The organism is Rhodococcus sp. UNC23MFCrub1.1 (genome assembly GCF_000686025.1).
GTDB lineage: Bacteria > Actinomycetota > Actinomycetes > Mycobacteriales > Mycobacteriaceae > Rhodococcoides.
On record NZ_JMLQ01000011.1, the window covers coordinates 21,285 to 43,066 of the forward strand.

The 21,782-nt window shown below is 68.6% G+C and carries 19 protein-coding genes and 2 tRNA genes; 4 read left to right on the forward strand and 17 right to left on the reverse strand.

Features of this window, described 5'->3' with window-relative positions:
- Positions 1-21: 21 nt before the first annotated feature.
- Positions 22-1,440, reverse strand: coding sequence for a 3-isopropylmalate dehydratase large subunit (gene leuC / locus BR07_RS0120445; RefSeq protein WP_027507005.1), 1,419 nt, complete (start codon positions 1,438-1,440; stop codon positions 22-24).
- 61 nt (positions 1,441-1,501) lie between these two features.
- On the opposite strand from leuC, the gene BR07_RS0120450 reads away from it, so the two are divergent.
- Positions 1,502-2,203 carry an IclR family transcriptional regulator gene (locus tag BR07_RS0120450; protein ID WP_027507006.1) on the forward strand — a complete coding sequence of 234 codons (702 nt, stop codon included), beginning with the start codon at positions 1,502-1,504 and terminating at the stop codon, positions 2,201-2,203.
- Between the two features lie 20 nt (positions 2,204-2,223).
- Here BR07_RS0120450 and BR07_RS0120455 read toward each other — a convergent pair whose 3' ends face one another.
- From BR07_RS0120455 to BR07_RS0120480, 6 genes are all read right to left on the reverse strand, one after another.
- On the reverse strand, positions 2,224-2,964 hold the full coding sequence (locus BR07_RS0120455; protein WP_037187040.1) for a hypothetical protein: 741 nt from the start codon (positions 2,962-2,964) through the stop codon (positions 2,224-2,226).
- A gap of 108 nt (positions 2,965-3,072) precedes the next feature.
- A tRNA-Glu gene (locus BR07_RS0120460) sits at positions 3,073-3,145 on the reverse strand.
- 83 nt (positions 3,146-3,228) lie between these two features.
- A tRNA-Gln gene (locus BR07_RS0120465) sits at positions 3,229-3,300 on the reverse strand.
- A gap of 87 nt (positions 3,301-3,387) precedes the next feature.
- On the reverse strand, positions 3,388-4,374 hold the full coding sequence (locus BR07_RS0120470; protein ID WP_037187043.1) for a YihY/virulence factor BrkB family protein: 987 nt from the start codon (positions 4,372-4,374) through the stop codon (positions 3,388-3,390).
- A 36-nt stretch (positions 4,375-4,410) separates the two neighbouring features.
- A complete protein-coding gene (gene gltX / locus BR07_RS0120475; protein ID WP_027507009.1) occupies positions 4,411-5,895 on the reverse strand; it encodes a glutamate--tRNA ligase in 1,485 nt (494 codons plus the stop codon).
- On the reverse strand, positions 5,892-6,662 hold the full coding sequence (locus BR07_RS0120480; protein ID WP_027507010.1) for a fumarylacetoacetate hydrolase family protein: 771 nt from the start codon (positions 6,660-6,662) through the stop codon (positions 5,892-5,894). The genes gltX and BR07_RS0120480 overlap by 4 nt, the downstream gene beginning before the upstream one ends.
- Before the next feature lie 131 nt (positions 6,663-6,793).
- Between BR07_RS0120480 and BR07_RS0120485 the strand changes: the two genes are divergently transcribed.
- Complete coding sequence (locus BR07_RS0120485; RefSeq protein ID WP_197027854.1) at positions 6,794-7,999, forward strand: MFS transporter; 1,206 nt, start codon at positions 6,794-6,796, stop codon at positions 7,997-7,999.
- On the opposite strand, the gene BR07_RS0120490 is transcribed toward BR07_RS0120485, so the two are convergent.
- The 5 genes from BR07_RS0120490 to BR07_RS25755 all read right to left on the reverse strand — a co-directional run bounded on the left by BR07_RS0120490 (position 7,988) and on the right by BR07_RS25755 (position 14,280).
- Positions 7,988-9,001, reverse strand: coding sequence for a 3-isopropylmalate dehydrogenase (locus tag BR07_RS0120490; protein ID WP_027507012.1), 1,014 nt, complete (start codon positions 8,999-9,001; stop codon positions 7,988-7,990). The genes BR07_RS0120485 and BR07_RS0120490 overlap by 12 nt on opposite strands.
- Before the next feature lie 26 nt (positions 9,002-9,027).
- Entirely contained in the window at positions 9,028-10,623 is a 1,596-nt protein-coding gene (gene serA / locus BR07_RS0120495) for a phosphoglycerate dehydrogenase (protein ID WP_027507013.1), read from the reverse strand.
- 147 nt (positions 10,624-10,770) lie between these two features.
- A complete protein-coding gene (gene ilvC, locus BR07_RS0120500) occupies positions 10,771-11,772 on the reverse strand; it encodes a ketol-acid reductoisomerase (RefSeq protein WP_027507014.1) in 1,002 nt (333 codons plus the stop codon).
- A 79-nt stretch (positions 11,773-11,851) separates the two neighbouring features.
- Positions 11,852-12,355, reverse strand: coding sequence for an acetolactate synthase small subunit (ilvN, locus tag BR07_RS0120505; protein ID WP_027507015.1), 504 nt, complete (start codon positions 12,353-12,355; stop codon positions 11,852-11,854).
- The gene (locus BR07_RS25755; protein WP_051613648.1) at positions 12,352-14,280 is read right to left on the reverse strand and encodes an acetolactate synthase large subunit; all 1,929 of its coding nucleotides are present in this window, start codon (positions 14,278-14,280) and stop codon (positions 12,352-12,354) included. Before BR07_RS25755 ends, ilvN begins: the two co-directional genes overlap by 4 nt.
- Positions 14,281-14,554: 274 nt before the next feature.
- Between BR07_RS25755 and BR07_RS25760 the strand changes: the two genes are divergently transcribed.
- Positions 14,555-15,046 (forward strand): PH domain-containing protein, encoded by a 492-nt coding sequence (locus BR07_RS25760; protein ID WP_162246770.1) that lies wholly within the window; start codon positions 14,555-14,557, stop codon positions 15,044-15,046.
- A 69-nt stretch (positions 15,047-15,115) separates the two neighbouring features.
- Here the strand turns inward: BR07_RS25760 and BR07_RS0120520 are convergent, their stop codons facing one another.
- Positions 15,116-15,949: a DoxX family protein gene (locus BR07_RS0120520; RefSeq protein ID WP_197027855.1), complete on the reverse strand. Its 834-nt coding sequence runs from the start codon at positions 15,947-15,949 to the stop codon at positions 15,116-15,118.
- 58 nt (positions 15,950-16,007) lie between these two features.
- On the opposite strand from BR07_RS0120520, the gene BR07_RS0120525 reads away from it, so the two are divergent.
- Entirely contained in the window at positions 16,008-17,150 is a 1,143-nt protein-coding gene (locus BR07_RS0120525) for a PQQ-dependent sugar dehydrogenase (RefSeq protein ID WP_027507017.1), read from the forward strand.
- 51 nt (positions 17,151-17,201) lie between these two features.
- Here BR07_RS0120525 and gatB read toward each other — a convergent pair whose 3' ends face one another.
- The 4 genes from gatB to gatC form a co-directional block, all read right to left on the reverse strand.
- Positions 17,202-18,719, reverse strand: coding sequence for an Asp-tRNA(Asn)/Glu-tRNA(Gln) amidotransferase subunit GatB (gatB, locus tag BR07_RS0120530; protein ID WP_027507018.1), 1,518 nt, complete (start codon positions 18,717-18,719; stop codon positions 17,202-17,204).
- Between the two features lie 44 nt (positions 18,720-18,763).
- Positions 18,764-19,795, reverse strand: coding sequence for an ATP-dependent 6-phosphofructokinase (locus BR07_RS0120535; protein ID WP_027507019.1), 1,032 nt, complete (start codon positions 19,793-19,795; stop codon positions 18,764-18,766).
- Positions 19,796-19,892: 97 nt separating this feature from the next.
- Entirely contained in the window at positions 19,893-21,389 is a 1,497-nt protein-coding gene (gatA, locus tag BR07_RS0120540) for an Asp-tRNA(Asn)/Glu-tRNA(Gln) amidotransferase subunit GatA (RefSeq protein WP_037187049.1), read from the reverse strand.
- Positions 21,389-21,685, reverse strand: a complete 297-nt coding sequence (gatC, locus tag BR07_RS0120545) for an Asp-tRNA(Asn)/Glu-tRNA(Gln) amidotransferase subunit GatC (protein WP_027507021.1) — start codon at positions 21,683-21,685, stop codon at positions 21,389-21,391. Before gatC ends, gatA begins: the two co-directional genes overlap by 1 nt.
- Positions 21,686-21,782 lie beyond the last annotated feature (97 nt).

Consider the following 21,782-nt stretch of genomic DNA (forward strand, 5'->3'; position numbering starts at 1 on the left):
GCGGACGGATTGTCGGTCGACTCAGCCGAGATCGGCGGGAGCCGACAACCGTCCACGCACCGCGGTGGCGGCGGCGACGGCCGGTGAGACGAGGTGCGTACGGCCGCCCTTGCCCTGGCGCCCTTCGAAGTTGCGGTTCGACGTCGAGGCCGATCGCTCACCCGGAGCGAGCTGATCGGGATTCATGCCGAGACACATCGAGCACCCCGCCTGGCGCCATTCCGCCCCTGCGGCAGTGAAGATCGCGCCCAGTCCCTCGTCCTCGGCCTGTGCGCGCACGCGCATCGAGCCGGGAACGACGAGCATCCGCACACCGTCGGCAACGGTACGGCCGTCCAAGATCTTCGCTGCCACACGGAGATCCTCGATCCGACCGTTGGTGCAGGACCCCAGAAAGACGGTGTCGACCGCGATGTCGCGCAACGGCGTGCCCGGCTCGAGACCCATGTAGGTGAGCGCCTTCTCGGCGGACTGACTCTCGCCCTCGTCGAGGATCTCGGCCGGATCGGGTACCGACGCACTGAGGGGGGCGCCCTGACCGGGGTTGGTGCCCCAGGTGACGAACGGAGTCAGCGCCGACCCGTCGATCCGCACTTCCTTGTCGAAGACGGCACCGTCGTCGGTGACGAGCAAGGACCAGTCGGCGACGGCCTGCTCCCACAGCTCACCGGAGGGAGCGTGCGGCCGACCCTTGATGTACTCGAACGTGATCTCGTCGGGGGCGATCATGCCCGCGCGCGCGCCCGCCTCGATGGACATGTTGCAGATGGTCATCCGCGCTTCCATCGACATCTTCCGGATGGCCTCGCCGCGGTACTCGATGACGTAGCCCTGCCCACCGCCCGTACCGATCTGTGCGATGACCGCCAGGATCAGGTCCTTGCTGCCGACGTCGTCACCGAGCTCGCCGTCCACCGTGACCGACATGGTCTTGAAGGGGCGCAACGACAGTGTCTGGGTCGCCAGCACGTGCTCGACCTCACTGGTGCCGATGCCCATCGCGAGGGCGCCGAACGCGCCGTGCGTCGAGGTGTGGCTGTCCCCGCACACGACAGTGGTTCCCGGCTGCGTCAGACCGAGCTGGGGCCCGATGATGTGCACGATGCCCTGCTCGATGTCGCCCATCGAGTGCAGGCGGATGCCGAACTCCTCGCAGTTGCGCCGCAGGGTGTCCACCTGCGTCCGGGAGACGAGATCCGCGATCGGCTGGTCGATGTCGACCGTCGGGACGTTGTGGTCCTCCGTCGCGATCGTCAGATCGGGCCGTCGCACTGGCCGACCGGCCAGACGCAGTCCGTCGAACGCCTGCGGGCTGGTGACCTCGTGCACGAGGTGGAGATCGATGTAGACGAGATCCGGCTTGGTCGCGTCACCCTCACCACCGCCGCGAACGACGACGTGCTGATCCCAGACCTTCTCCGCCAGGGTCTTCGCTGCCATGACTCCACCTTTCGACCGACGACGATCACCATCTCACGTTGTGAGACGCTAGTATCGCTACATGGGACAGCATAGCGGCATCGGCGTTCTGGACAAAGCAATGAGCGTTCTGCAGGCTGCGTCACTCGAACCGTGCAGCCTCGCCGACCTGTGTTCCGCCACCGGGCTCCCCCGCGCCACCGCGCATCGGCTCGCCATCGGACTCGAGACGCACCGCATGCTGAGCCGCGACGCCGACGGACTGTGGCGACCGGGGCCGGCGCTCGCCGAACTCGCGCACACCGCCGAGGACCCTCTTCTCGACGCCGCGGCCACGGTGCTGCCACGGCTGCGCGAGATCACCGGGGAGAGCGTGCAGGTCTACCGCATCGACGGCACGGTGCGCGTGTGCGTGGCCTCCATGGAACCTCCCACCGGGTTGCGCGACACCGTGCTCGTCGGCGCCCGCCTCCCCCTCACCGCCGGCTCCGGCGCCAAGGTGCTGTTGGCATGGGCCGACCCCGCACTACAGCGCAGCGTCCTCCCCGACGCAGCCTTCGGTGAGCGAGTGCTAGCCGAGGTACGCAAGCGCGGCTGGGCGCAGAGCGCCGCCGAGCGCGAGCCCGGCGTCGCCAGCGTCGCCGCACCGATCCGCGGACGCGACGACCGCGTGGTCGCCGCGATCTCCGTGTCCGGCCCGATCGACCGCATGGGGCGCCGCCCCGGAGCGCGCTGGGCCGCCGACCTTCTCGCGGCCGCGGACGCCGTGCAGAAACGCCTCTGAGGCGGAGCGTCTCTGCCGGGCTACCGGAACTCGTGCACCGTCGGCTGCGGCGTGGACAGCCAGTTCCTCACGTTGCCCCGGTGCAGGCGCAGCACACCGCCCACCATGCCCACCGCGGACTTGGCGAGGTACTTGCGGTTGCCCATCATCGCGATGGCCGTTGCTCGGCCGAAGTGGTTGATGAACGCGCGCTCGGTGACATAACTGCCGAATCCTTCTGCTGCAGCACGGATGCAGAAGTCGACGTCCGCACCCCACCCCGTGGACCCGAAATTGCGTTCGTCGTATCCGCCGAGCGCAAGCCAGGTGTCCTTGGTGATGGTCATGGCGGTTCCGTCCACGGCGTAGCACTTGCGGTACCTGTCGACCGGAACGTAATCCTCGGCCGGCCCGGAGTACGTCGTCTTCATGTCTCGGTGGCCGTACGCGTCGTCGTAGACGGGCACGACGATGCCTGCATCGGTCGGCAGTTGCGGATCGGTCACCGCGTCGAGGAACCCGCGGGACAATCGCGTGTCGTTGTTCAGCGTCATCGCATGGGTGTGGCCGTCGCTGAAGGCGATGCGGAACCCGAGGTTCGATCCGCCGGCCCAGCCGAGATTGCGGCCGGGCGTGACGACGCGCTCGTCGGCGAGCGGGACGTAGTCACCGCGGTTGTCGATGATCACGAAGGTGGCGCTCTCGCGTCGCAGATCCTGGACCACAGCGTGGGTGTAGTCGATCTGGCCGTAGACGGGAACAGCGATGAGTAGTGAGGACACCCAGTGAACCTACGACACACCGACACGGCCTCACCACCGGAGCGTGAGGGCACAGCTTCCCCGGAAACGACTCGAGGACCACCGCATCGCGGTGGTCCTCGACTGTTGTAGCCCCGACGGGATTCGAACCCGCGCTACCGCCTTGAGAGGGCGGCGTCCTAGGCCGCTAGACGACGGGGCCAGGATCTTCATCTGTGAATCAGGTGGAGCAACCGGAAGAGCATAACCGGCCGAGAGCATCCGACGAAATCGGGTGTTTCTCTGCTGGGGTACCAGGACTCGAACCTAGAATGGCGGTACCAGAAACCGCTGTGTTGCCAATTACACCATACCCCAATGGCCTGGTCCGGCCGCGTTCTCCGGGCCGTTTCGAGCCGTGGAGAACACTACCAAACACCATCCCGCATTCACCAAATCAGCTGGTCAGCGGGCTGAGTCGGTCGACTGCGACCCGTCGGGCTCGCCGAAGGTGACCTCGATCTCCTCGAAACCCTTGCTTCGCTGCGCCTCCGCCTGTGCCGTGTACGCGTCTCGATCACCGTCGGTCAGTTCGACGTTGTCCGTGAACGGGGTGAGCAGAGCGCGCGGGTGCAACCTGTCGGTCCGCACGACGTTCACCTCGATGCACAGCACCAACACCAGCGAGGAGATGTAGAGGAACGCGAGCAGCCCGAGGACGATCGCGAACACACCGTTGGTGGTGTCCGCACCGCCGACGACGCGTTGGACGTACAGCCCACCGAAGGACTGCAGGGCCTGCCACAGCAGCGCGCCGATGACGGCTCCGGGAAGCACGTCGCGCACGCTCACCGCACGCGTGGTCCCGAGCCGGAACGCCACGACGAACGTGGCGGTGTTGAGCACGATCGCCGCGATCGTGACGAGCACCTGTGCGACCGTGCCGAAGAAGCCCGCCGCGTTGAAACCGTTCAGGACCGTGACGCCGATGACGGCCGTCCCGACGGTCAGCAGCAGGCCGAAGCCGCGCACCCGCGCCCGGACGGGATCGGGGCGATCGTTCTTCGGGACGGACCAGGCGACGTTCATCGCGTTCTGTGCGGCCACCGCCACACCCAGGCCGCCGTAGAGCGATCCCAGGACACCGATGACGATGGCCCCGGTCCCCCCGCTCAGCCCTTCCGGTTGGCCGAGTTGTTCACCGATCAAGGGGATCTGGCTCATGGCCGAATCGATGATCCGTTGCTGCAGTTCGGGATCACCGGCCAGGACGATGCCCAGGACGGTGGAGAACAGCAGCAGCAACGGGAACAGCGAGATGAAACCGAAGTAGGCGATGAGCGCTGCCAGGTAGCCACCCTGGTCGTCGAAGAACTTGTAGAACACGGCCAACGGGAATCCCATGGCGGGATGCCGCTGCTGAAATCTGTCGATCCGATCGGTGAAGCTCATCACCGCACCCTTTCGCCCGAACTGCCCCGAGTCACCTCAGACGATCGACGCACGGGCCGACCGCAATCGGGCCAGCGTCAGCTCCCGGCCCAGCAGCACCATCGACTCGTACAGCGGTGGGCTGATGTGGGAACCGGTCACCGCCACGCGCACCGGCGCGAACGCCTTACGCGGCTTCAGCTCCATCTCGTCGATCAGCGCGACCTTGAGAGCCGACTCCAAGGCCTCCGCAGTCCACTCCGGTGCGCCCTCGACCGCGCTCACCGTCGCGTCCAGAACGGGTGCCGCGTCGGCGCCCAGATTCTTGGCTGCCGATGCCGGATCGACCGTGAACTCGTCGGCGGGGGCAAGCAGGAACTTCAGCAGTCCCCAGGCGTCGGACAGCACGACGATGCGCGTCTGCACCAGTTCCGCGGCCTCGGCGAACGCTGCGTCCGACACCCCGATCGGATGGCCGTGCGTCTCGAGATACGCCCGCAGGCGCGCGGCGAAGTCGGCCGGCTCGAGCAACCGGATGTGTTCGGCGTTGATGGCGTCGGCCTTCTTCTGATCGAAGCGGGCCGGATTCGAGTTGACCGTCGAGATGTCGAAGGCACCCACCATCTCGTCGAGCGAGAACACGTCCCGGTCCTCGGAGAATCCCCACCCGAGGAGAGCCAGGTAGTTCAGCAGACCTTCGGGGACGAACCCGCGCTCCCGGTGCAGGAAGAGATCGGCCTCGGGGTCGCGCTTCGACAACTTCTTGTTGCCCTGCCCCATCACGAACGGGAGGTGCCCGAACTGCGGAATGCGTTCTGCCACACCGATGCGCACGAGGGCTTCGTACAGCGCGATCTGACGCGGGGTCGAGGACAGCAGGTCCTCACCGCGCAGGACGTGCGTGATCTTCATCAGCGCGTCGTCCACGGGGTTCACCAACGTGTACAGCGGGACACCGTTGCCGCGCGTGAGCGCGAAGTCGGGGACCGTGCCGGCGCGGAACGTCGTCTCGCCGCGCACGAGGTCGTTCCACGACAGATCGTGATCGGGCATACGCAACCGGACGACGGGCTTGCGTCCCTCGGCGCGGAAGGCCTCCCGCTGCTCGTCGGTCAGCGTGCGGTCGTGATTGTCGAAGCCCAACTTCGGATCCCGGCCGGCCGCGAGATGCCGCGCCTCCACCTCCTCCGGTGTGGAGAAGCTCTCGTACGCCTCCCCCGCGTCGACGAGCTGCTGCACCACGGCGAGGTGCTGATCGCGGCGCAACGACTGTCGGTACGGCTCGTACGGCCCACCGACCTCGGGACCCTCGTCCCAGTCGAGTCCGAGCCACCGCAGTGCGTCGAGCAGCGCCTGGTACGACTCCTCGGAATCGCGTGCCGCGTCGGTGTCCTCGATGCGGAACACGAACGCGCCGCCGTGATGGCGGGCGAACGCCCAGTTGAACAGCGCCGTGCGCACCAGCCCGACGTGCGGGGTTCCGGTGGGCGACGGGCAGAACCGGACGCGGACGTCGGATGCGGGAACGCTCGCGGCGGTCACTTGTCCACCACCGGATTGGTCAGCGTGCCGATGCCCTCGATCTCGACGGACACACTCTCGCCCGCCACGATCGGCCCCACGCCTTCCGGGGTGCCGGTCAGGATGACGTCACCGGGAAGCAGCGTCATCACCGACGAGATCCACTCGATGATCTTCGGCACGTCGTGCAGCAGGAGCGACGTGCGGCTGTTCTGCTTCACCGCGCCGTCCACCGTGGTGGTCAGAGCGAGATCCGAGGCGTCGAGCGAGGTCTCGATCCACGGGCCGAGTGGGCAGAAGGTGTCGTAACCCTTGGCGCGGGTCCACTGACCGTCGTGGCGCTGGTTGTCGCGGGCCGTGACGTCGTTCGCAACGGTGTAGCCGAGCACCACGTCGAGAGCGCGTGCTGCCGGGACGTCCTTGCACGGACGTCCGATGACCACCGCGAGCTCACCTTCGAAGTGGACCTCGGACGACGTCGGCGGACGCACGATGTTCGCACCGGGTCCGACGATGGACGTGTTGGGCTTGATGAAGATGACCGGGTCCTCGGGTGCGTCCGAGCCCATCTCCGCGGCGTGCGCTGCGTAGTTCTTGCCGATGCAGATCACCTTGCTGGCCAGAATGGGCGCCAGCAGGCGGACATCGGCCAGGGACCAGCTCCGGCCGGTGAAGGTGGGTGTGCCGAAGGGATGTTCCGCGATCTCTCGCGCCGTCCTCTCGTCTCCGTCGCCTTCGATGGCGACGAATGCAACACCGTCGGGACTCGCTACTCGACCAAGACGCATGGCGGAAGTCTATCGAGCGGCGTCGAGCGGACAGCGGCGGGCGACGAACGACGATCACGTACGGGGTAGCATCGGCGACCGGGAGTTCAACAGGCGAGAATGTTGTCCCACATAATGAGAACGGAGCCGGTATGAGTCGCGTCCAGCGCTACACCACGTCCACGACGGGTCGGTGGGCGATGCTCGTGATCGGCATGCTCGCGACGGCCTCCACGGCACTGCTTCTGAACGGCGCCGCCTTCCTCATCCCCGCACTTCGGGATCAGCGCGGACTCTCGCTCGCGTCGGCGGGTCTGATCGTGGCGATGCCGACGGCCGGCATCGTCCTGACGCTGTTCGCGTGGGGCGCCGTCGTCGACCGCGTGGGCGAACGGCGATCCCTGATCGCTGGTTCCGTGCTGACGTCGATGGCCGCCTTCTGCGCCTCCGCGACGGAGTCCACGGTGGCGTTGGCCGTCTTCCTGCTGCTCGGCGGCATGGCCGCCGCCAGCGTGAACTCCGCCACCGGACGCGTGGTGGTGGGGTGGTTCCCTCCCCACCGCCGCGGCCTGGCGATGGGCATCCGGCAGATGTCACTCCCTCTCGGAGTCGCACTGTCCGCGTTGCTGATTCCCGGTATCGCCCGCGATCACGGAGTGGGGACCGCGATGCTCCTTCCCGCGGTCGCGTCCGCCCTCTCCGCTCTCGCCTGCCTCGTCGGTGTGTTCGATCCGCCGCGGCCCTCCCGATCGGCCGCCTCGAGTGCCGATCTCCTCGCCAACCCCTACCGCGGGCGTCGCGATCTCTGGCGCATACACGGTGCGTCGGTCGCGCTGGTGGTGCCGCAGTACGTGGTGTGGACGTTCGCCCTCGTCTGGCTCGTGGACCAACGGGCCTGGTCCCCGGAGGCCGCCGGTGTCCTGATCACCGTCTCGCAGATCCTCGGAGCGGGAGGACGCATCGCCGCCGGCGCAGTGTCGGACCGGGTGGGCAGCAGACTCGGACCGATGCGGTGGGTCACCGTCGGCGTCGTGGCCGTGATGGCCGCGCTGGCGATCGCGGACGCCGCGGGCCTCGCGGTATCGGTGGTGATACTCGTGGTCGCGTCGGTGGCGACGGTGTCACCCAACGGGCTCGCATTCACCGCCGTGGCCGAGCGGGCGGGCCCGTTCTGGAGCGGGCGAGCACTCGGCGCGCAGAACACCAGTCAGTTCATCGCCGCGTCGGCGGTCCCCCCGGTGTTCGGCGCCCTGATCACGCATACGTCGTACGCGGTGGCGTTCGGGGTGTCCGCGGCGATCGCGCTTCTCGCGGTACCGACCATTCCGCGAGAAGCGCGAGACCGACTACACCAGTGAGGCGATCCGATCGCCGATCGTCGCGGTCGTGCCCGGATCCCCGGCGGTGCGCGTCGCCAGGTCCTGCGCGACGGCGGACTCGACGCGCGCCGCCGCCTCGGTCTCGCCGAGATGTGCGAGGAGGAGCGACACCGACAGGATGGCGGCCGTCGGATCGGCGATTCCCTTGCCGGCGATGTCCGGCGCACTGCCGTGCACGGGCTCGAACATGCTCGGATTCGTCCGCGTCGCATCGATGTTCGCGCTCGCGGCCAGACCGATACCACCGGCGACCGCGGCCGCGAGATCGGTGATGATGTCGCCGAAGAGATTGTCGGTGACGATCACGTCGAAGCGGCCCGGGTCGGTCACCAGGTGGATCGTCGCCGCGTCGATGTGCTGGTACGCCACCTCGACGTCGGGGAACTCGGCGGCGACCTCGTCGACCGTCCGCTTCCACAGCGATCCCGCGAACCCCAGCACGTTCGTCTTGTGCAGCAGGGTCACGTGCCTGCGACGACCCATCGCTCGCGCGAAGCCGTCACGGACCACGCGCTCCACACCGAACCGCGTGTTGAGGCTGACCTCGGTGGCGACCTCGTGCGGAGTGCCGACGCGGATGGCGCCGCCGTTGCCCGTGTACGGGCCCTCGGTGCCCTCCCGCACGACGACGATGTCGACCGGCTTGTTGCCCGCCAACGGACCGACGACACCCGGGTACAGCTTGGACGGGCGCAGGTTGATGTGGTGATCCAGCGCGAATCGTGCGGTCAGCAACAATCCGCGCTCGAGCACACCGCTGGGCACCGACGGATCACCGATGGCGCCGAGCAGGATGGCGTCGTGTCCGCGGAGCTCCTCGAGCACCGACGGCGGCAGGATCTCCCCCGTCGCGTGATAGCGCCGTGCACCCAGGTCGTACTCCGTGGTCTCCGCACCGGGCGCGACCACCTCGAGCACCTTGAGTGCCTCGGCCACCACCTCCGGTCCGATGCCGTCTCCGGCCACGACACCCAGCTTCATCGAAGTCCCCTCGTTCGGCGTCGACATCAGGACAGGTCGACCAGCTCGATGGTCGTCGCGCCCACGGAGGCGGCGATGGCGTCCCGAACGTCCTGCGCCACATCACGATCGACGCGCAGCAGGATGGTGGCGCCACCGCCCTCCGCGTCCTGGCTGAGTGCCGCGGCGGCGATGTCGACACCGGCGTCGCCCAGGGCGGTGCCGATGCGTCCGAGCGAGCCGGGACGGTCGTCGTACGTCACGATGAGGTTCTTGCCCTCGGCGCGCAGATCGAAGTTGCGGCCGTTGATGTTGACGATCTTCTCCACGTGCTGGGGACCGGTGAGGGTACCCGCGACGTTGACGACGGTCCCGTCGCTGTAGACCGCACGGACGTCGACGACGCTCCGGTGGTTGGGGCTCTCGCTGGCCTTGGTCACGTCGGCCGTGACACCACGCTCCTCGGCGAGCGACGGTGCGTTGACGAAGGTGACCGCGTCCTCGATGACGGCGGAGAACAGTCCCCGCAGCGCCGACAGCTTGAGGATGTCGACGTCCTCGGACGCCAGCTCACCGCGCACGTCGACGGACAGCGACGTCGGGAGCTCGTCCGACAGGGCACCCAGCAGGACGCCCTGCTTGCGCACGATGTCGAGCCACGGCGCGACCTCCTCGCCGACGGCACCGCCGGAGACGTTCACCGCGTCGGGCACGAACTCGCCGGCGAGGGCGAGCAGGACGGACTTGGCGACGTCGGTGCCGGCGCGGTCCTGGGCCTCGGTGGTCGAGGCACCGAGGTGCGGGGTGACGACGACCTGCGGGAGCTCGAACAGCGGGCTGTCGGTGCAGGGCTCGCTCGCGTAGACGTCGATACCCGCGGCGAAGACGTGGCCGCTGGTGATCGCGTCGGCGAGAGCCTGCTCGTCGACCAGTCCACCGCGGGCAGCGTTGACGACGATGACGCCCTTCTTGGTCCGGGCGAGCGCCTCCTTGCCGATCAGACCCTTCGTCTCGGGGGTCTTCGGCAGGTGCACGGAGAACATGTCGGCGCGCTCGAGAAGCTCGTCGAGGCTGACCAGCTCGATACCGAGCTGCGCGGCACGAGCCGGCGAGACGTAGGGGTCGTACGCGATGATGTGCGTCTCGAACGCGGCGAGACGCTGCGCGAAGAGCTGACCGATACGGCCGAGCCCGACCACGCCGACGGTCTTGCCGAAGATCTCGACGCCGTTGAACTTGCTGCGCTTCCACTCGTGCTGACGCAGTGTGGCGTCGGCGGCGGGGATCTGGCGAGCAGCCGAGAGCAGGAGCGTCACCGCGTGCTCGGCGGCGGTGTGGATGTTGGACGTGGGGGCGTTGACGACGAGCACGCCGCGCTCGGTGGCTGCGGGGACGTCGACGTTGTCCAGGCCGACGCCGGCGCGGGCGACGATCTTGAGCTTGGTACCGGCAGCGAGCACCTCGGCATCGACCGTGGTCGCGGAGCGGACCAGGATGGCGTCGGCATCGGGGACCGCGGCGAGGAGGGCCGGACGATCCGGACCGTCCACCCACCGGACCTCGACTCCGTCGCCGAGAGCCTCGACGGTGGACTGCGCAAGTTTGTCGGCGATGAGGACGACGGGGCGGCCTGGCTGGCTCACGTGGAGAACTCCCTGATCAGGTGACGGAGAAGAGGTGTGGTTCCGGATTCGTGCGGGCGTCAGCCTAGTGGCCGAGCCGCGACCCGACGCAGGGCACCCGAGGTCGAGGAACTCGACCGCGGGTGCCCGGTGTCAGGAATGCGAGAGTCAGGCCGTCTCGGTGATGGGACGGTCGACCCAGCTCATGAGGTCGCGCAGCTTCTTGCCGGTGACCTCGATGGGGTGCTCGGCGTTCTGCTTGCGCAGGCCCTCGAGCTCGGTGTTGCCGTTCTCGACGTTGGCCACGAGGCGCTTGGTGAACTCGCCCGACTGGATGTCGGCCAGGATCGCCTTCATGCGCTCCTTGGTGCCGGCGTCGATGACGCGCGGCCCGGAGAGGTAGCCACCGAACTCCGCGGTGTCGGACACCGAGTAGTTCATGCGCGCGATGCCGCCCTCGTACATGAGGTCGACGATGAGCTTGAGCTCGTGCAGCACCTCGAAGTACGCCATCTCGGGCGCGTAGCCGGCCTCGACCATGACCTCGAAGCCGGTCTTCACCAGCTCCTCGGTACCGCCGCACAGCACGGCCTGCTCACCGAAGAGGTCGGTCTCGGTCTCTTCCTTGAACGTGGTCTTGATGACTCCGGCACGCGTGCCGCCGATGCCGCGGGCGTAGGACAGCGCGAGAGCCTGGCCCTCACCCTTCGGATCCTGGTCGACGGCGATGAGGGCGGGAACACCCTTGCCGTCGACGAACTGACGGCGCACGAGGTGGCCGGGTCCCTTGGGGGCGACCATGCCGACGGTGATGTTGGCCGGGGCCTCGATGAGCTTGAAGTGGATGTTCAGGCCGTGGCCGAAGAACAGCGCGTCGCCGTCCTTGAGGTTGGGCTCGATGTCGTCCTTGAAGATCTGCGCCTGGGCGGTGTCCGGAGCGAGCAGCATGATGACGTCGGCCCACTCGGAGACCTCCGCCGGCGTGCCCACGCCGAGGCCCTGCTCGGCAGCCTTGTCACGCGACTTGGAGCCTTCCTTCAGACCGATACGGACGTCGACGCCCGAGTCGCGCAGGCTGAGCGAGTGCGCATGGCCCTGGCTTCCGTATCCGATCACAGCGACCTTGCGGCCCTGGATGATCGAGAGATCGGCATCGTCGTCGTAGAACATCTCGACTGCCACTGTGGTTTCCTCCTACATCTGTCCCGGTCGCATGTGACCGGGTAATCGAAACTACTGGGTTGGGTGACTAGCGGGACGCGGTGATGGACTTCGGTCCACGACCCACCGCGACGACGCCGGACTGGACGATCTCGCGAACACCGTACGGGTCGAGCATCCGGAGCAACGCCTCGAGCTTCGAGCGGGTACCGGTCGCCTCGACGGTGACTGCCTCCGGCGAGACGTCGATGACCTTGGCGCGGAACAGGTTCACCGTCTCGATGACCTCGCTCCGCACGCTCGCGTCGGCGCGGACCTTGATGAGCACGAGCTCACGGGCGACCGACGAATCGGCTTCCTGCTCGACGATCTTGATGACGTTGACGAGCTTGTTCAGCTGCTTCGTCACCTGCTCGAGCGGGAACTCGTCGACCGTGACGACGATGGTCATGCGCGAGATCTCGGGAACCTCGGTGCCGCCCACCGCGAGGGAGGCGATGTTGAATCCGCGGCGCGAGAACAGCGACGCCACGCGTGCGAGCACGCCCGGCTTGTCCTCGACGAGCACGCTCAGGGTGTGACTGGTGCTCACAGGTCGATGCCTTTCGAATTCGCGCCCTGGGCCGCCTCGGTGACGTCGCCGACCGAGCCGGGCTCCTGCGCCGCTTCCTCGTCGTTGTCGAACAGAGGACGGATGCCGCGGGCGGCCATGATCTCGGAGTTGCCGGTGCCCGCAGCGACCATGGGCCACACCTGGGCGTCCTTGCCGACGATGAAGTCGATGACGACCGGGCGATCGTTGATCGCACGCGCCTGCGCGATCACCGCGTCGACGTCCTCCTCGCGCTCGCACCGCAGTCCGACGCATCCCAGCGCCTCGGCGAGCTTGAGGAAGTCGGGGATGCGGACGGCGCCGTGCGTGCCGAGCTCGGTGTTGGAGTAGCGCTCCTCGTAGAAGAGCGTCTGCCACTGCCGCACCATGCCGAGGTTGCCGTTGTTGATGACGGCGACCTTGATCGGGATGCCCTCGACCGCACAGGTCGCGAGCTCCTGGTTGGTCATCTGGAAGCAGCCGTCACCGTCGATGGCCCAGACCTCGGTGTCGGGCAGACCCATCTTGGCGCCCATCGCGGCCGGGACCGCGTAACCCATCGTGCCGAGTCCGCCCGAGTTGAGCCACGTCCGCGGCTTCTCGTAACTGATGAACTGAGCGGCCCACATCTGGTGCTGTCCGACCCCGGCGCAGTAGATCGCGTCGGGTCCGGCGAACTTGCCGATCGACTGGATCACGAACTCGGGCGACATCGCACCGTCCGACGGACGGTCGTAGCTCAGCGGGTAGGTGCGCCGCACGTTGTCGAGGTAGGTCCACCAGTCGGCGAGATCCAGCGCGGTGCCGGTGGCCTGGTCCGCGCGGATCGCCTCGATCAGCTCGACGATGACCTCGCGGCAGTCACCCACGATCGGCACGTCGGCGAACCGGTTCTTGCCGATCTCGGCGGGATCGATGTCGGCGTGGACCACCTTCGCCTCGGGGGCGAACGAGTCGAGCTGCCCGGTCACGCGGTCGTCGAAACGAGCGCCGAGCGTGATGAGCAGATCGCTCTTCTGCAGTGCGGCGACCGCGGCGACCGTTCCGTGCATGCCGGGCATGCCGAGGTTCAGGTCGTGGCTGTCCGGGAAGACGCCCCGCGCCATCAGTGTCGTCACGACGGGGATGCCGGTGAGCTCCGCCAGCTCGAGGAGCTCGGGCGACGAGTTCGACTTGATGATGCCGCCGCCGCAGTACAGCACCGGCTTCTTCGCTGCCGCGATGAGCCGCGCGGCCTCACGCACCTGCTTGCCGTGCGGCTTCGTCACCGGGCGGTAGCCCGGCAGCTTCATCTCCGGCGGCCACGAGAAGGTGGTCTGCGCCTGCAGGACGTCCTTCGGGATGTCGACGAGCACCGCGCCCGGTCGTCCGGAGGACGCCAGGTAGAAGGCCTCGGCGATCATGCGCGGGATGTCGAGCGGGTCGGTGATGAGGAAGTTGTGCTTGGTGACGGGCATCGTGATGCCCGAGATGTCGGCTTCCTGGAAGGCGTCGGTACCGATCAGCGCGCGGCCGACCTGTCCGGTGATGGCGACGACCGGGACGGAGTCCATCTGCGCATCGGCCAGCGGCGTCACCAGGTTGGTGGCGCCGGGACCGGACGTCGCGATGCACACGCCGACGCGGCCGGTGGCCTGCGCGTAGCCGGTGGCGGCGTGGCCGGCACCCTGCTCGTGTCGCACCAGCACGTGCCGGACCTTCGCCGAGTCGAGCAGCGGATCGTAGACGGGAAGTACGGCTCCACCGGGAATGCCGAAGACGACGTCGACCTCGAGCTCCTCGAGTGCGCGGACGACGGACTTCGCTCCGGTCACGCGCTCGGGCGCGAGGGGACGACGCTGCGGCGTCGCGGACGGAGTGGGACGATCGGCGGCGGGCGGAGCCTTGCGTGGTGCCGGGCCGGGCCGGGCGGTGGGTGCGCTCACTGGTGCTTCCTTAGAACTTCATCCGGGCAAGAAAAAACCCTCGCCAGCAGATGCTGTACGAGGGTGGCGCGTCGTGGCTGAGCGTGAAGACGTTTCGGCTCAGGCGACGACGCGCCTGCCGATTACGAGGAACTCTTCACGCTTCACGCGTGTGACGTTAGGCGCGTGATGCGGTGCCAGTCAAACTTACCGAACTCGTTGTCCCATTATGTGGGATGGCGTTATGCAGTGCGAAGATGGAGGGGTGTCGTCTTCGCAGCAGTCCGAACCACCGGTGACAGTCTCCCATACCGAGAGCCCCACTTCCGACGCCTCCCCCGCGGCCCCCACGGTGTTCCGCATCCCGGCCCTGGCGCTGTCCGGCGTGGCGCTGTTCCTGTTCGGGGTCACGTTCCCCGTGGTCGGGGCGCCGGAGCTCTTCGGGTGGATGCTCGCGCTCCCGGTCCTGCTGGGGTACTGGATCATCCGCGTCCGGACCACCGTCACTCCGGAGCGGTTCGTCTCGCGCCGGGCGTTCCGTTCCACCACGGTGCCGTGGTCGTCCGTGACGGGACTGCTGTTCCCGAAGCTCGGGTGGGGCAAGGCGACCCTCGAGGACGGCTCGACCGTCCGGATGCCGGGCGTGACCGTCGACAAGCTCCCGCTTCTGTCCGCGGCGAGCGGCGGCGCGGTGCCGGATCCGTCGCCGGTCGAGGAGCCCGCTCAGGACGAGCCGGTCGAGGCCGAGTCCGCCGTCGAGCAGGACGAGGCCGAACCGCGGGCCTGAACGACCACAACTCGGCCGGATCGACGGAATCCCGTCGATCCGGCCGAGTTGTGGACGGTGACGCACGGATCAGGCGAAGGGGTCGGCGCCGTTCAGGAAGATCCACAGCGCTGCAGCACCGCCGATGCCGATGGCCAACGCGAGGAACGACCCGATGAAGGGGCGGCGCGCCCATCCACGTCCGCCGTCCACGGCGATCCGTCCGGGGCCCGTGAGGATGATGGACGCCGACGCCAGCACCAGCAGCGTCTCGTACTCGACACCTGCAGGGGCGAAGAACTGCAACCCCGGCTCGCCGACCTGACGCACGAGCCAGGCGTTGATCATGACGGCGAGGACTGCGGCACCCGCGAGAGGCGTGGCCAGGCCGAGGATCAGCAGCGCACCGCCGGCGACCTCGCCGACCGCACCGAGAATGGACAGCAGACGTGCCTGGTCGTAGCCGGACCCGGCGACGATCTCCTGGAAGCCCGAGAGCCCGGGACCGTCGAACCATCCCGTGAGCTTCTGCAGACCGTGCACAAGCACGATCGCGCCGACGCTCACGCGCAGGATCAGCAGTCCGAGATCGAGCGTGCCGCGACGCTCCGGGACCACCTCGGGCCGCACCTCGGCCGGGGTCGCCGTGCGGTCGGTTCCTGCCACCGGGATCGCGCGCGTCGCGCTGTCGTCGTAGGCCGGTTCGGTGCGACTCGCCGTCGTCGTGTCACCGGGGTAGCCGGTGAGCTTCTCGGTGGGATGCGCGGTACGCGACCGGTCGGCGTCGAGTTCGTCGTCGGTGCGCGGGAGCTGTGCTCCGCTGCCCCCGCCTATCCGCTCGGTCGGCTGGTCGTAGGGACTCGCCGCCGGCTCGTAACCGGACGGGGAACGGCCTGTGTCATCGGACTTCTCACTCACGTGCATCAGCGTAGATGCGGCGGGCCCGTTCCCGGCGCAGGCGCGACCCGTACCGTGGGATCTCATGACAGTGGGTGGGACTCGGCGCGCGGCCCGGCGATCGTTCGTGCTCGGCGCGGCGGTGATGGCGATCGTCACGGCCTCCGCGGGATGCGCACGCTTCGACGACTCCGCCTCGACGGAGTTCTCCCCCGAACCCACGTTCGGCGCTGCCGACATCGAACCGGTGGAGCCGGGAGCGCCGGGTTCCAGCACGCCGCCCGCGCCGTCGCCGGCCACCGGCCCCTGCGTGGATCCGGATCCCAACGTGGTCGCGACCTGTCTCGACACCCTGTCCGGCCTCGTCGTCCTTCCCGGCGGGGCATCGGCCCTGGTCGGCGAGCGTCGCACCGGCACCATCTTCCAGGTGGCTCCGGGCCAGGCGCCCCGACCCGTCGTGACCGTCCCGGTGGACGGCGACGGCGACGGCGGACTGCTCGACATCACGCTGTCCCCCACCTACGACGAGGACCGCCTCCTCTACGCGTACATCACGACGGCGACCGACAACCGCGTGGTGCGCATCGCGGCGGGAGACGTCCCCAAGACCGTGCTCGCTGGCATCCCCCGCGGGACCACCAGCTCGGGTGCCCTCGATTTCTCGTCACCCGACGAACTCCGGGTGATCACCGGCGACGGGGGCGATCCCGCCGCTGCGGCGAACCCGGCGTCGCTCGCAGGCAAGGTTCTGGCCGTCACCGACCCGCGTGTCGACTCCACCTCGGCTCCCCGCGTCGTCATGAGCGGCATCGGCCGCGCCGGCGACGTCTGCATCGACGCCACGGGCAGCACCTGGGTGACCGATGCGACGGCCACCGAGGACCGGCTGTCCCGCATCACGCCCGAGGGTGCCGTCGTCAGTCCCGTGTGGACGTGGCCGGACAAGCCGGGCGTCGGCGGATGCGCGGCCGCACCCGGCTCGGTGGCCGTGTCGATGTCCGGTGCCCGTGCGCTGGCACTGGTTCCCGTGGACCCGGACACCAACGCGGTGACGACGCCGCCGACCCTCACCGCACAGGACCGGTACGGCCGCCTGCGTGGTGCGTCGCTCGGCGCTCAGGGCCAGGTGTGGGTGACCACCGTGAACAAGGACGGCGGCCAGCCGGTGCCGACGGACGACCGAGTGGTCATCGTGCCGGTGCCGGCCGGCGGCGGCGGGAGCGACTAGCGGGAAGGCCGGAGGCCGGTCGGCGGGAAGGCCGGAGGCCGGTCGGACTCTCTAGCTGCAGGCGGCGATGACGAGTTCCTTGACTCGCGCGGGGTCGGCCTGGCCCTTGGTCGCTTTCATGACGGCACCGACGATGGCACCGGCGGCCTGCACCTTGCCGCCGCGGATCTTCTCCGCGACGGAGGGGTTGGCCGCGAGCGCCTCGGACACGGCCGTCTCGAGCGCCGAATCGTCTTGCACGACAGCGAGTCCGCGTGCCTCGACGACGGCGTCGGGGTCACCCTCACCATCGAGGACACCGTCGACCACCTTGCGGGCGTTGGCGTTGGTGAGTGTGCGGTCGGCGACCAGCGCGGCGACGCGGGCCACCTGAACCGGGGTGATCGCCAGGTCCGCGAGGTCGACGCCGCGGGTGTTGGCCTGCTGCGACAGGTACGCCACCCACCAGCTGCGGGCGGCGTCGGGTGTCGCACCGACGTCGACGGTCGCGGTGATGAGGCCGAGGGCATCGGCGTTGACGACGTCGCGCATGACGAGATCGGACCAGCCCCACTCCTTCTGGATGCGAGAGCGGGTGATCCACGGCGCCTCAGGAATGGTGGCGCGCAGTTCCTCGACCCAGGCGGCGTCCGGGGCGACCGGCTCGAGATCGGGCTCCGGGAAGTAGCGGTAGTCCTCCGCGGTCTCTTTCTTGCGACCGGGCGCAGTGCTGCCGTCGGCCTCCTGGAAGTGCCGCGTCTCCTGCACGATCTCGCCGCCCTCCGCGAGAACTGCTGCCTGACGGCGCATCTCGTAGCGGACGGCGACCTCGACGCTCTTGAGGGAGTTGACGTTCTTGGTCTCGGTCCGGGTGCCGAACTCGGTGGCGCCCTTCTCCATCAGCGAGACGTTGGCATCGCACCGGAGCGAGCCCTGGTCCATCCGCACGTCGGACACGCCGAGCTCGCGGATCAGTTCCCGCAGCGCGGTGACGTAGGCGCGGGCCACCTCGGGCGCGCGGTCGCCGGCGCCCTCGATGGTCTTGGTGACGATCTCGACGAGAGGCACACCGGCCCGGTTGTAGTCCAGCAGTGAGTGACTCGCTCCGTCGATGCGACCGGTGGCGCCGCCGACGTGCAACGACTTGCCGGTGTCCTCCTCCATGTGGGCGCGCTCGATGTCGACCCGCCACGTGGACCCGTCGTCGAGCACCACGTCGAGATAGCCCTCGGTGGCGATCGGCTCGTCGTACTGCGAGATCTGGTAGTTCTTCGGCTGGTCCGGGTAGAAGTAGTTCTTCCGCGCGAACCGACCCCACGGCGTGATCGAGCAGTTCAGCGCGAGGCCGATCCGGATGGCGGACTCGACGGCAGCCGCGTTGACCACCGGGAGCGCACCCGGCAGGCCGAGGCACACAGGGCACACCTGGGTGTTGGGCTCGGCACCGAACTCGGTGGGGCATCCACAGAACATCTTGGTGGCGGTACCGAGCTCGACATGCACCTCCATGCCCAGCACGGGGTCGTACCGGGAGATCACCTCGTCGTAATCCATCAGGCTCGTCGAGTGCGATGAGGTGGCAGCAGTCATGGTGCCGAGTTTACTGCGGACCGGTGGGCCGAACCCCCTCGGTGTCAGCCGAAGAAGGCGGCCGCGTCCAGGTAGCGACTCTCGGGAACCCGCTTGAGCTGGCGGACGGCCTCCTCGAGGTCCACCAGGCCGATCTCGGCGCCCTGGAGGGAGACCATCTTGCCCTTCTCCCCCGCGTGCACGGCGTCGACGGCGTTGACGCCGAAACGGGTGGCGAGGACGCGGTCGTACGGAGTGGGCTTGCCGCCGCGCTGCACGTGGCCCAGCACCGTGGTGCGGACCTCCTTGTTGATGCGGCGTTCGATCTCGACGCCCAATTGCTGTGCGACACCGGTGAACCGGACGTGGCCGAACTCGTCGATTCCTCCGTCGCGGATCTCCATCGACCCCTCCTTGGGCGTCGCTCCCTCGGCGACGACGCAGATGAAGTGGGAGTCCCCGCGCTGGAACCGCTTCTTCACCAGATCGCACACCTCCTGGACGTCGAAGGGCTGCTCGGGGATCAGTGTCATGTGCGCGCCGGACGCGAGGCCGGAGTGCAGCGCGATCCAGCCGGCGTGCCGCCCCATCACCTCGACGAGCATGACGCGCTGGTGGGACTCGGCGGTGCTGTGCAGCCGATCGATCGCGTCGGTGGCGATGGTGAGTGCCGTGTCGAAACCGAACGTGACGTCGGTGCAGTCGATGTCGTTGTCGATGGTCTTGGGAACCCCGATGACGGGCACGCCCTCCTGCGACAGCCAGTGTCCGGCGGTCAACGTGCCCTCGCCGCCGATGGGGATGAGCACGTCGATGCCGTTGTCGTCCATCGTCTGCTTGATCTGGTCGAGCCCCGCCCGCAGCTTCTCGGGATTGACGCGTGCGGTCCCCAGGATGGTGCCGCCCTTGGTGAGCAGTCGATCGTTGCGATCGTCGTTGCGCAGTTGGATACGACGGTCCTCGAGCAGGCCGCGCCAGCCGTCGAGGAATCCGACCACCGACGACCCGTAGCGGGCGTCCGCCGTGCGTACGACGGCCCTGATGACCGCGTTGAGTCCCGGGCAGTCGCCGCCGCCGGTCAGTACTCCGATACGCATGGGTCGGTGCCTCTCGTTCGCGGGTGTCGACGCGGGGTCGCCGCGCACGATGCTCGTCACCATCTTGCTACCTCCGGCGCGCGGAGGCACGGTCGGATCAGATCGCGGACGGCTGGGGAAACTCTCCCCGTGCGGCTTCGTACGCCGCACCGACCCGGTAGAGGCGATCGTCCGCCATCGCCGGAGCCATGATCTGCAGCCCGACCGGGAGACCGTCCGCGAGACCGGACGGCACCGACATGGCCGGGTGACCGGCCAGGTTGGTCGGCAGGGTGCAGAGGTCGTACAGGTACATGGCGATGGGGTCGTCGACCTTCTCGCCCAGCGCGAACGCCGTCGACGGGGTGGTGGGCGACACCAGGACGTCCACCTTCTCGTAGGCACGATCGAAGTCCCGGGCGATGAGCGTCCGGATCTTCAGAGCCTGGCCGTAGTACGCGTCGTAGTAGCCTGCGGACAGCGCATACGTCCCGATCATGATGCGGCGCTTGACCTCCGGGCCGAACCCGGCGGCACGCGACATCGCCATGACCTGATCGGCACTGTGCGTTCCGTCGTCACCGACCCGCAGTCCGTAGCGCATCGCGTCGAAGCGGGCGAGGTTGGACGACACCTCCGACGGGAGGATGAGGTAGTACGCGGCGAGGGCGTGATCGAAGTTGGGGCACGACACCTCCACCACCTCGGCGCCCAGCGAGGTGAGCACCTCGACGGCGGCGTCGAAGGAGGAGATGACCCCCGGCTGATAGGCGTCCGAGTGCAGTTCCTTGACGACGCCGACGCGCACGCCCGTCAGATCTCCACCCGCGCCGCGGCGCGCCGCCGCGACGACGTCCGGCACCGCCGCGTCGACCGACGTCGAGTCGCGGGGGTCGTGTCCGGCGATGACCTGGTGCAGCAACGCGGTGTCGAGCACCGTCCGCCCGCAGGGTCCGCCCTGATCCAGGGAGGAGGCGCAGGCGATGAGCCCGTACCGGGAGACGCCGCCGTACGTCGGCTTGCACCCGACGGTTCCGGTGACGGCGGCCGGTTGCCGGATCGAGCCACCGGTGTCGGTACCGATGGCCAACGGTGCCTGGAACGAGGCGAGCGCCGCGGCCGAACCGCCGCCCGATCCACCCGGCACCCGAGTGGTGTCCCACGGGTTCAGGGTGGGTCCGTACGCGCTGTTCTCGGTGGACGACCCCATCGCGAACTCGTCCATGTTGGTCTTGCCCAGCAACGGGATTCCCGCGGCACGCAGCCTCGCGGTGACCGTGGCGTCGTACGGCGAGACCCATCCCTCGAGGATCTTCGAGCCGGCGGTGGTGGGCATGTCCGTGGTGGTGAACACGTCCTTCAGCGCCAACGGGACGCCGGCCAACTCCGACGCGGGCGTCTCACCCGCGTCCAACGCGTCGTCGACGCGCTGGGCGGCGGCGATCGCCTCGTCCCCCGCGACGTGCAGGAAGGCGTGCAGCGTTCCGTCGACCTCGGCGATGCGATCGAGGTGGGCGCGAGTGACCTCCACGGCGGAGACCTCGCGGGTGCGGATCTTCGCGGCCAGGTCGGACGCGGTGGACCGGATCAGATCGGTCTGCTCGGCGGCGGTCATCACTCTTCTCCCAGGATGCGCGGCACCGCGAAGCGGCTCTGTTCGGACGCGGGCGCCTCGGCGAGGGCACTGTCCGGGCCGAGACCCGGGACGATGACGTCTGGCCGGGTGACGTTGGTCACAGCGAGCGGACTCGCTGTGGCGTCGACGTCCGAGACGTCGACCTCCGACACCGCCTTCACGTGGCCCAGAATGGCGTCGAGCTGACCGGCGAACGCATCGAGTTCGTGCTCCTCGAGCGCGAGCCGGGACAGTCGTGCGAGGTGGGCGACCTCGTCGCGGGATATGGCAGACACGTCCGTCAGGCCCCCTTCGATTCGTAACGCATGCCGAGCAGCCTAGTTCGTGGCGACCACCCCACCGTCACGGCCTCGCGTCGCGGCGAGGGACGGC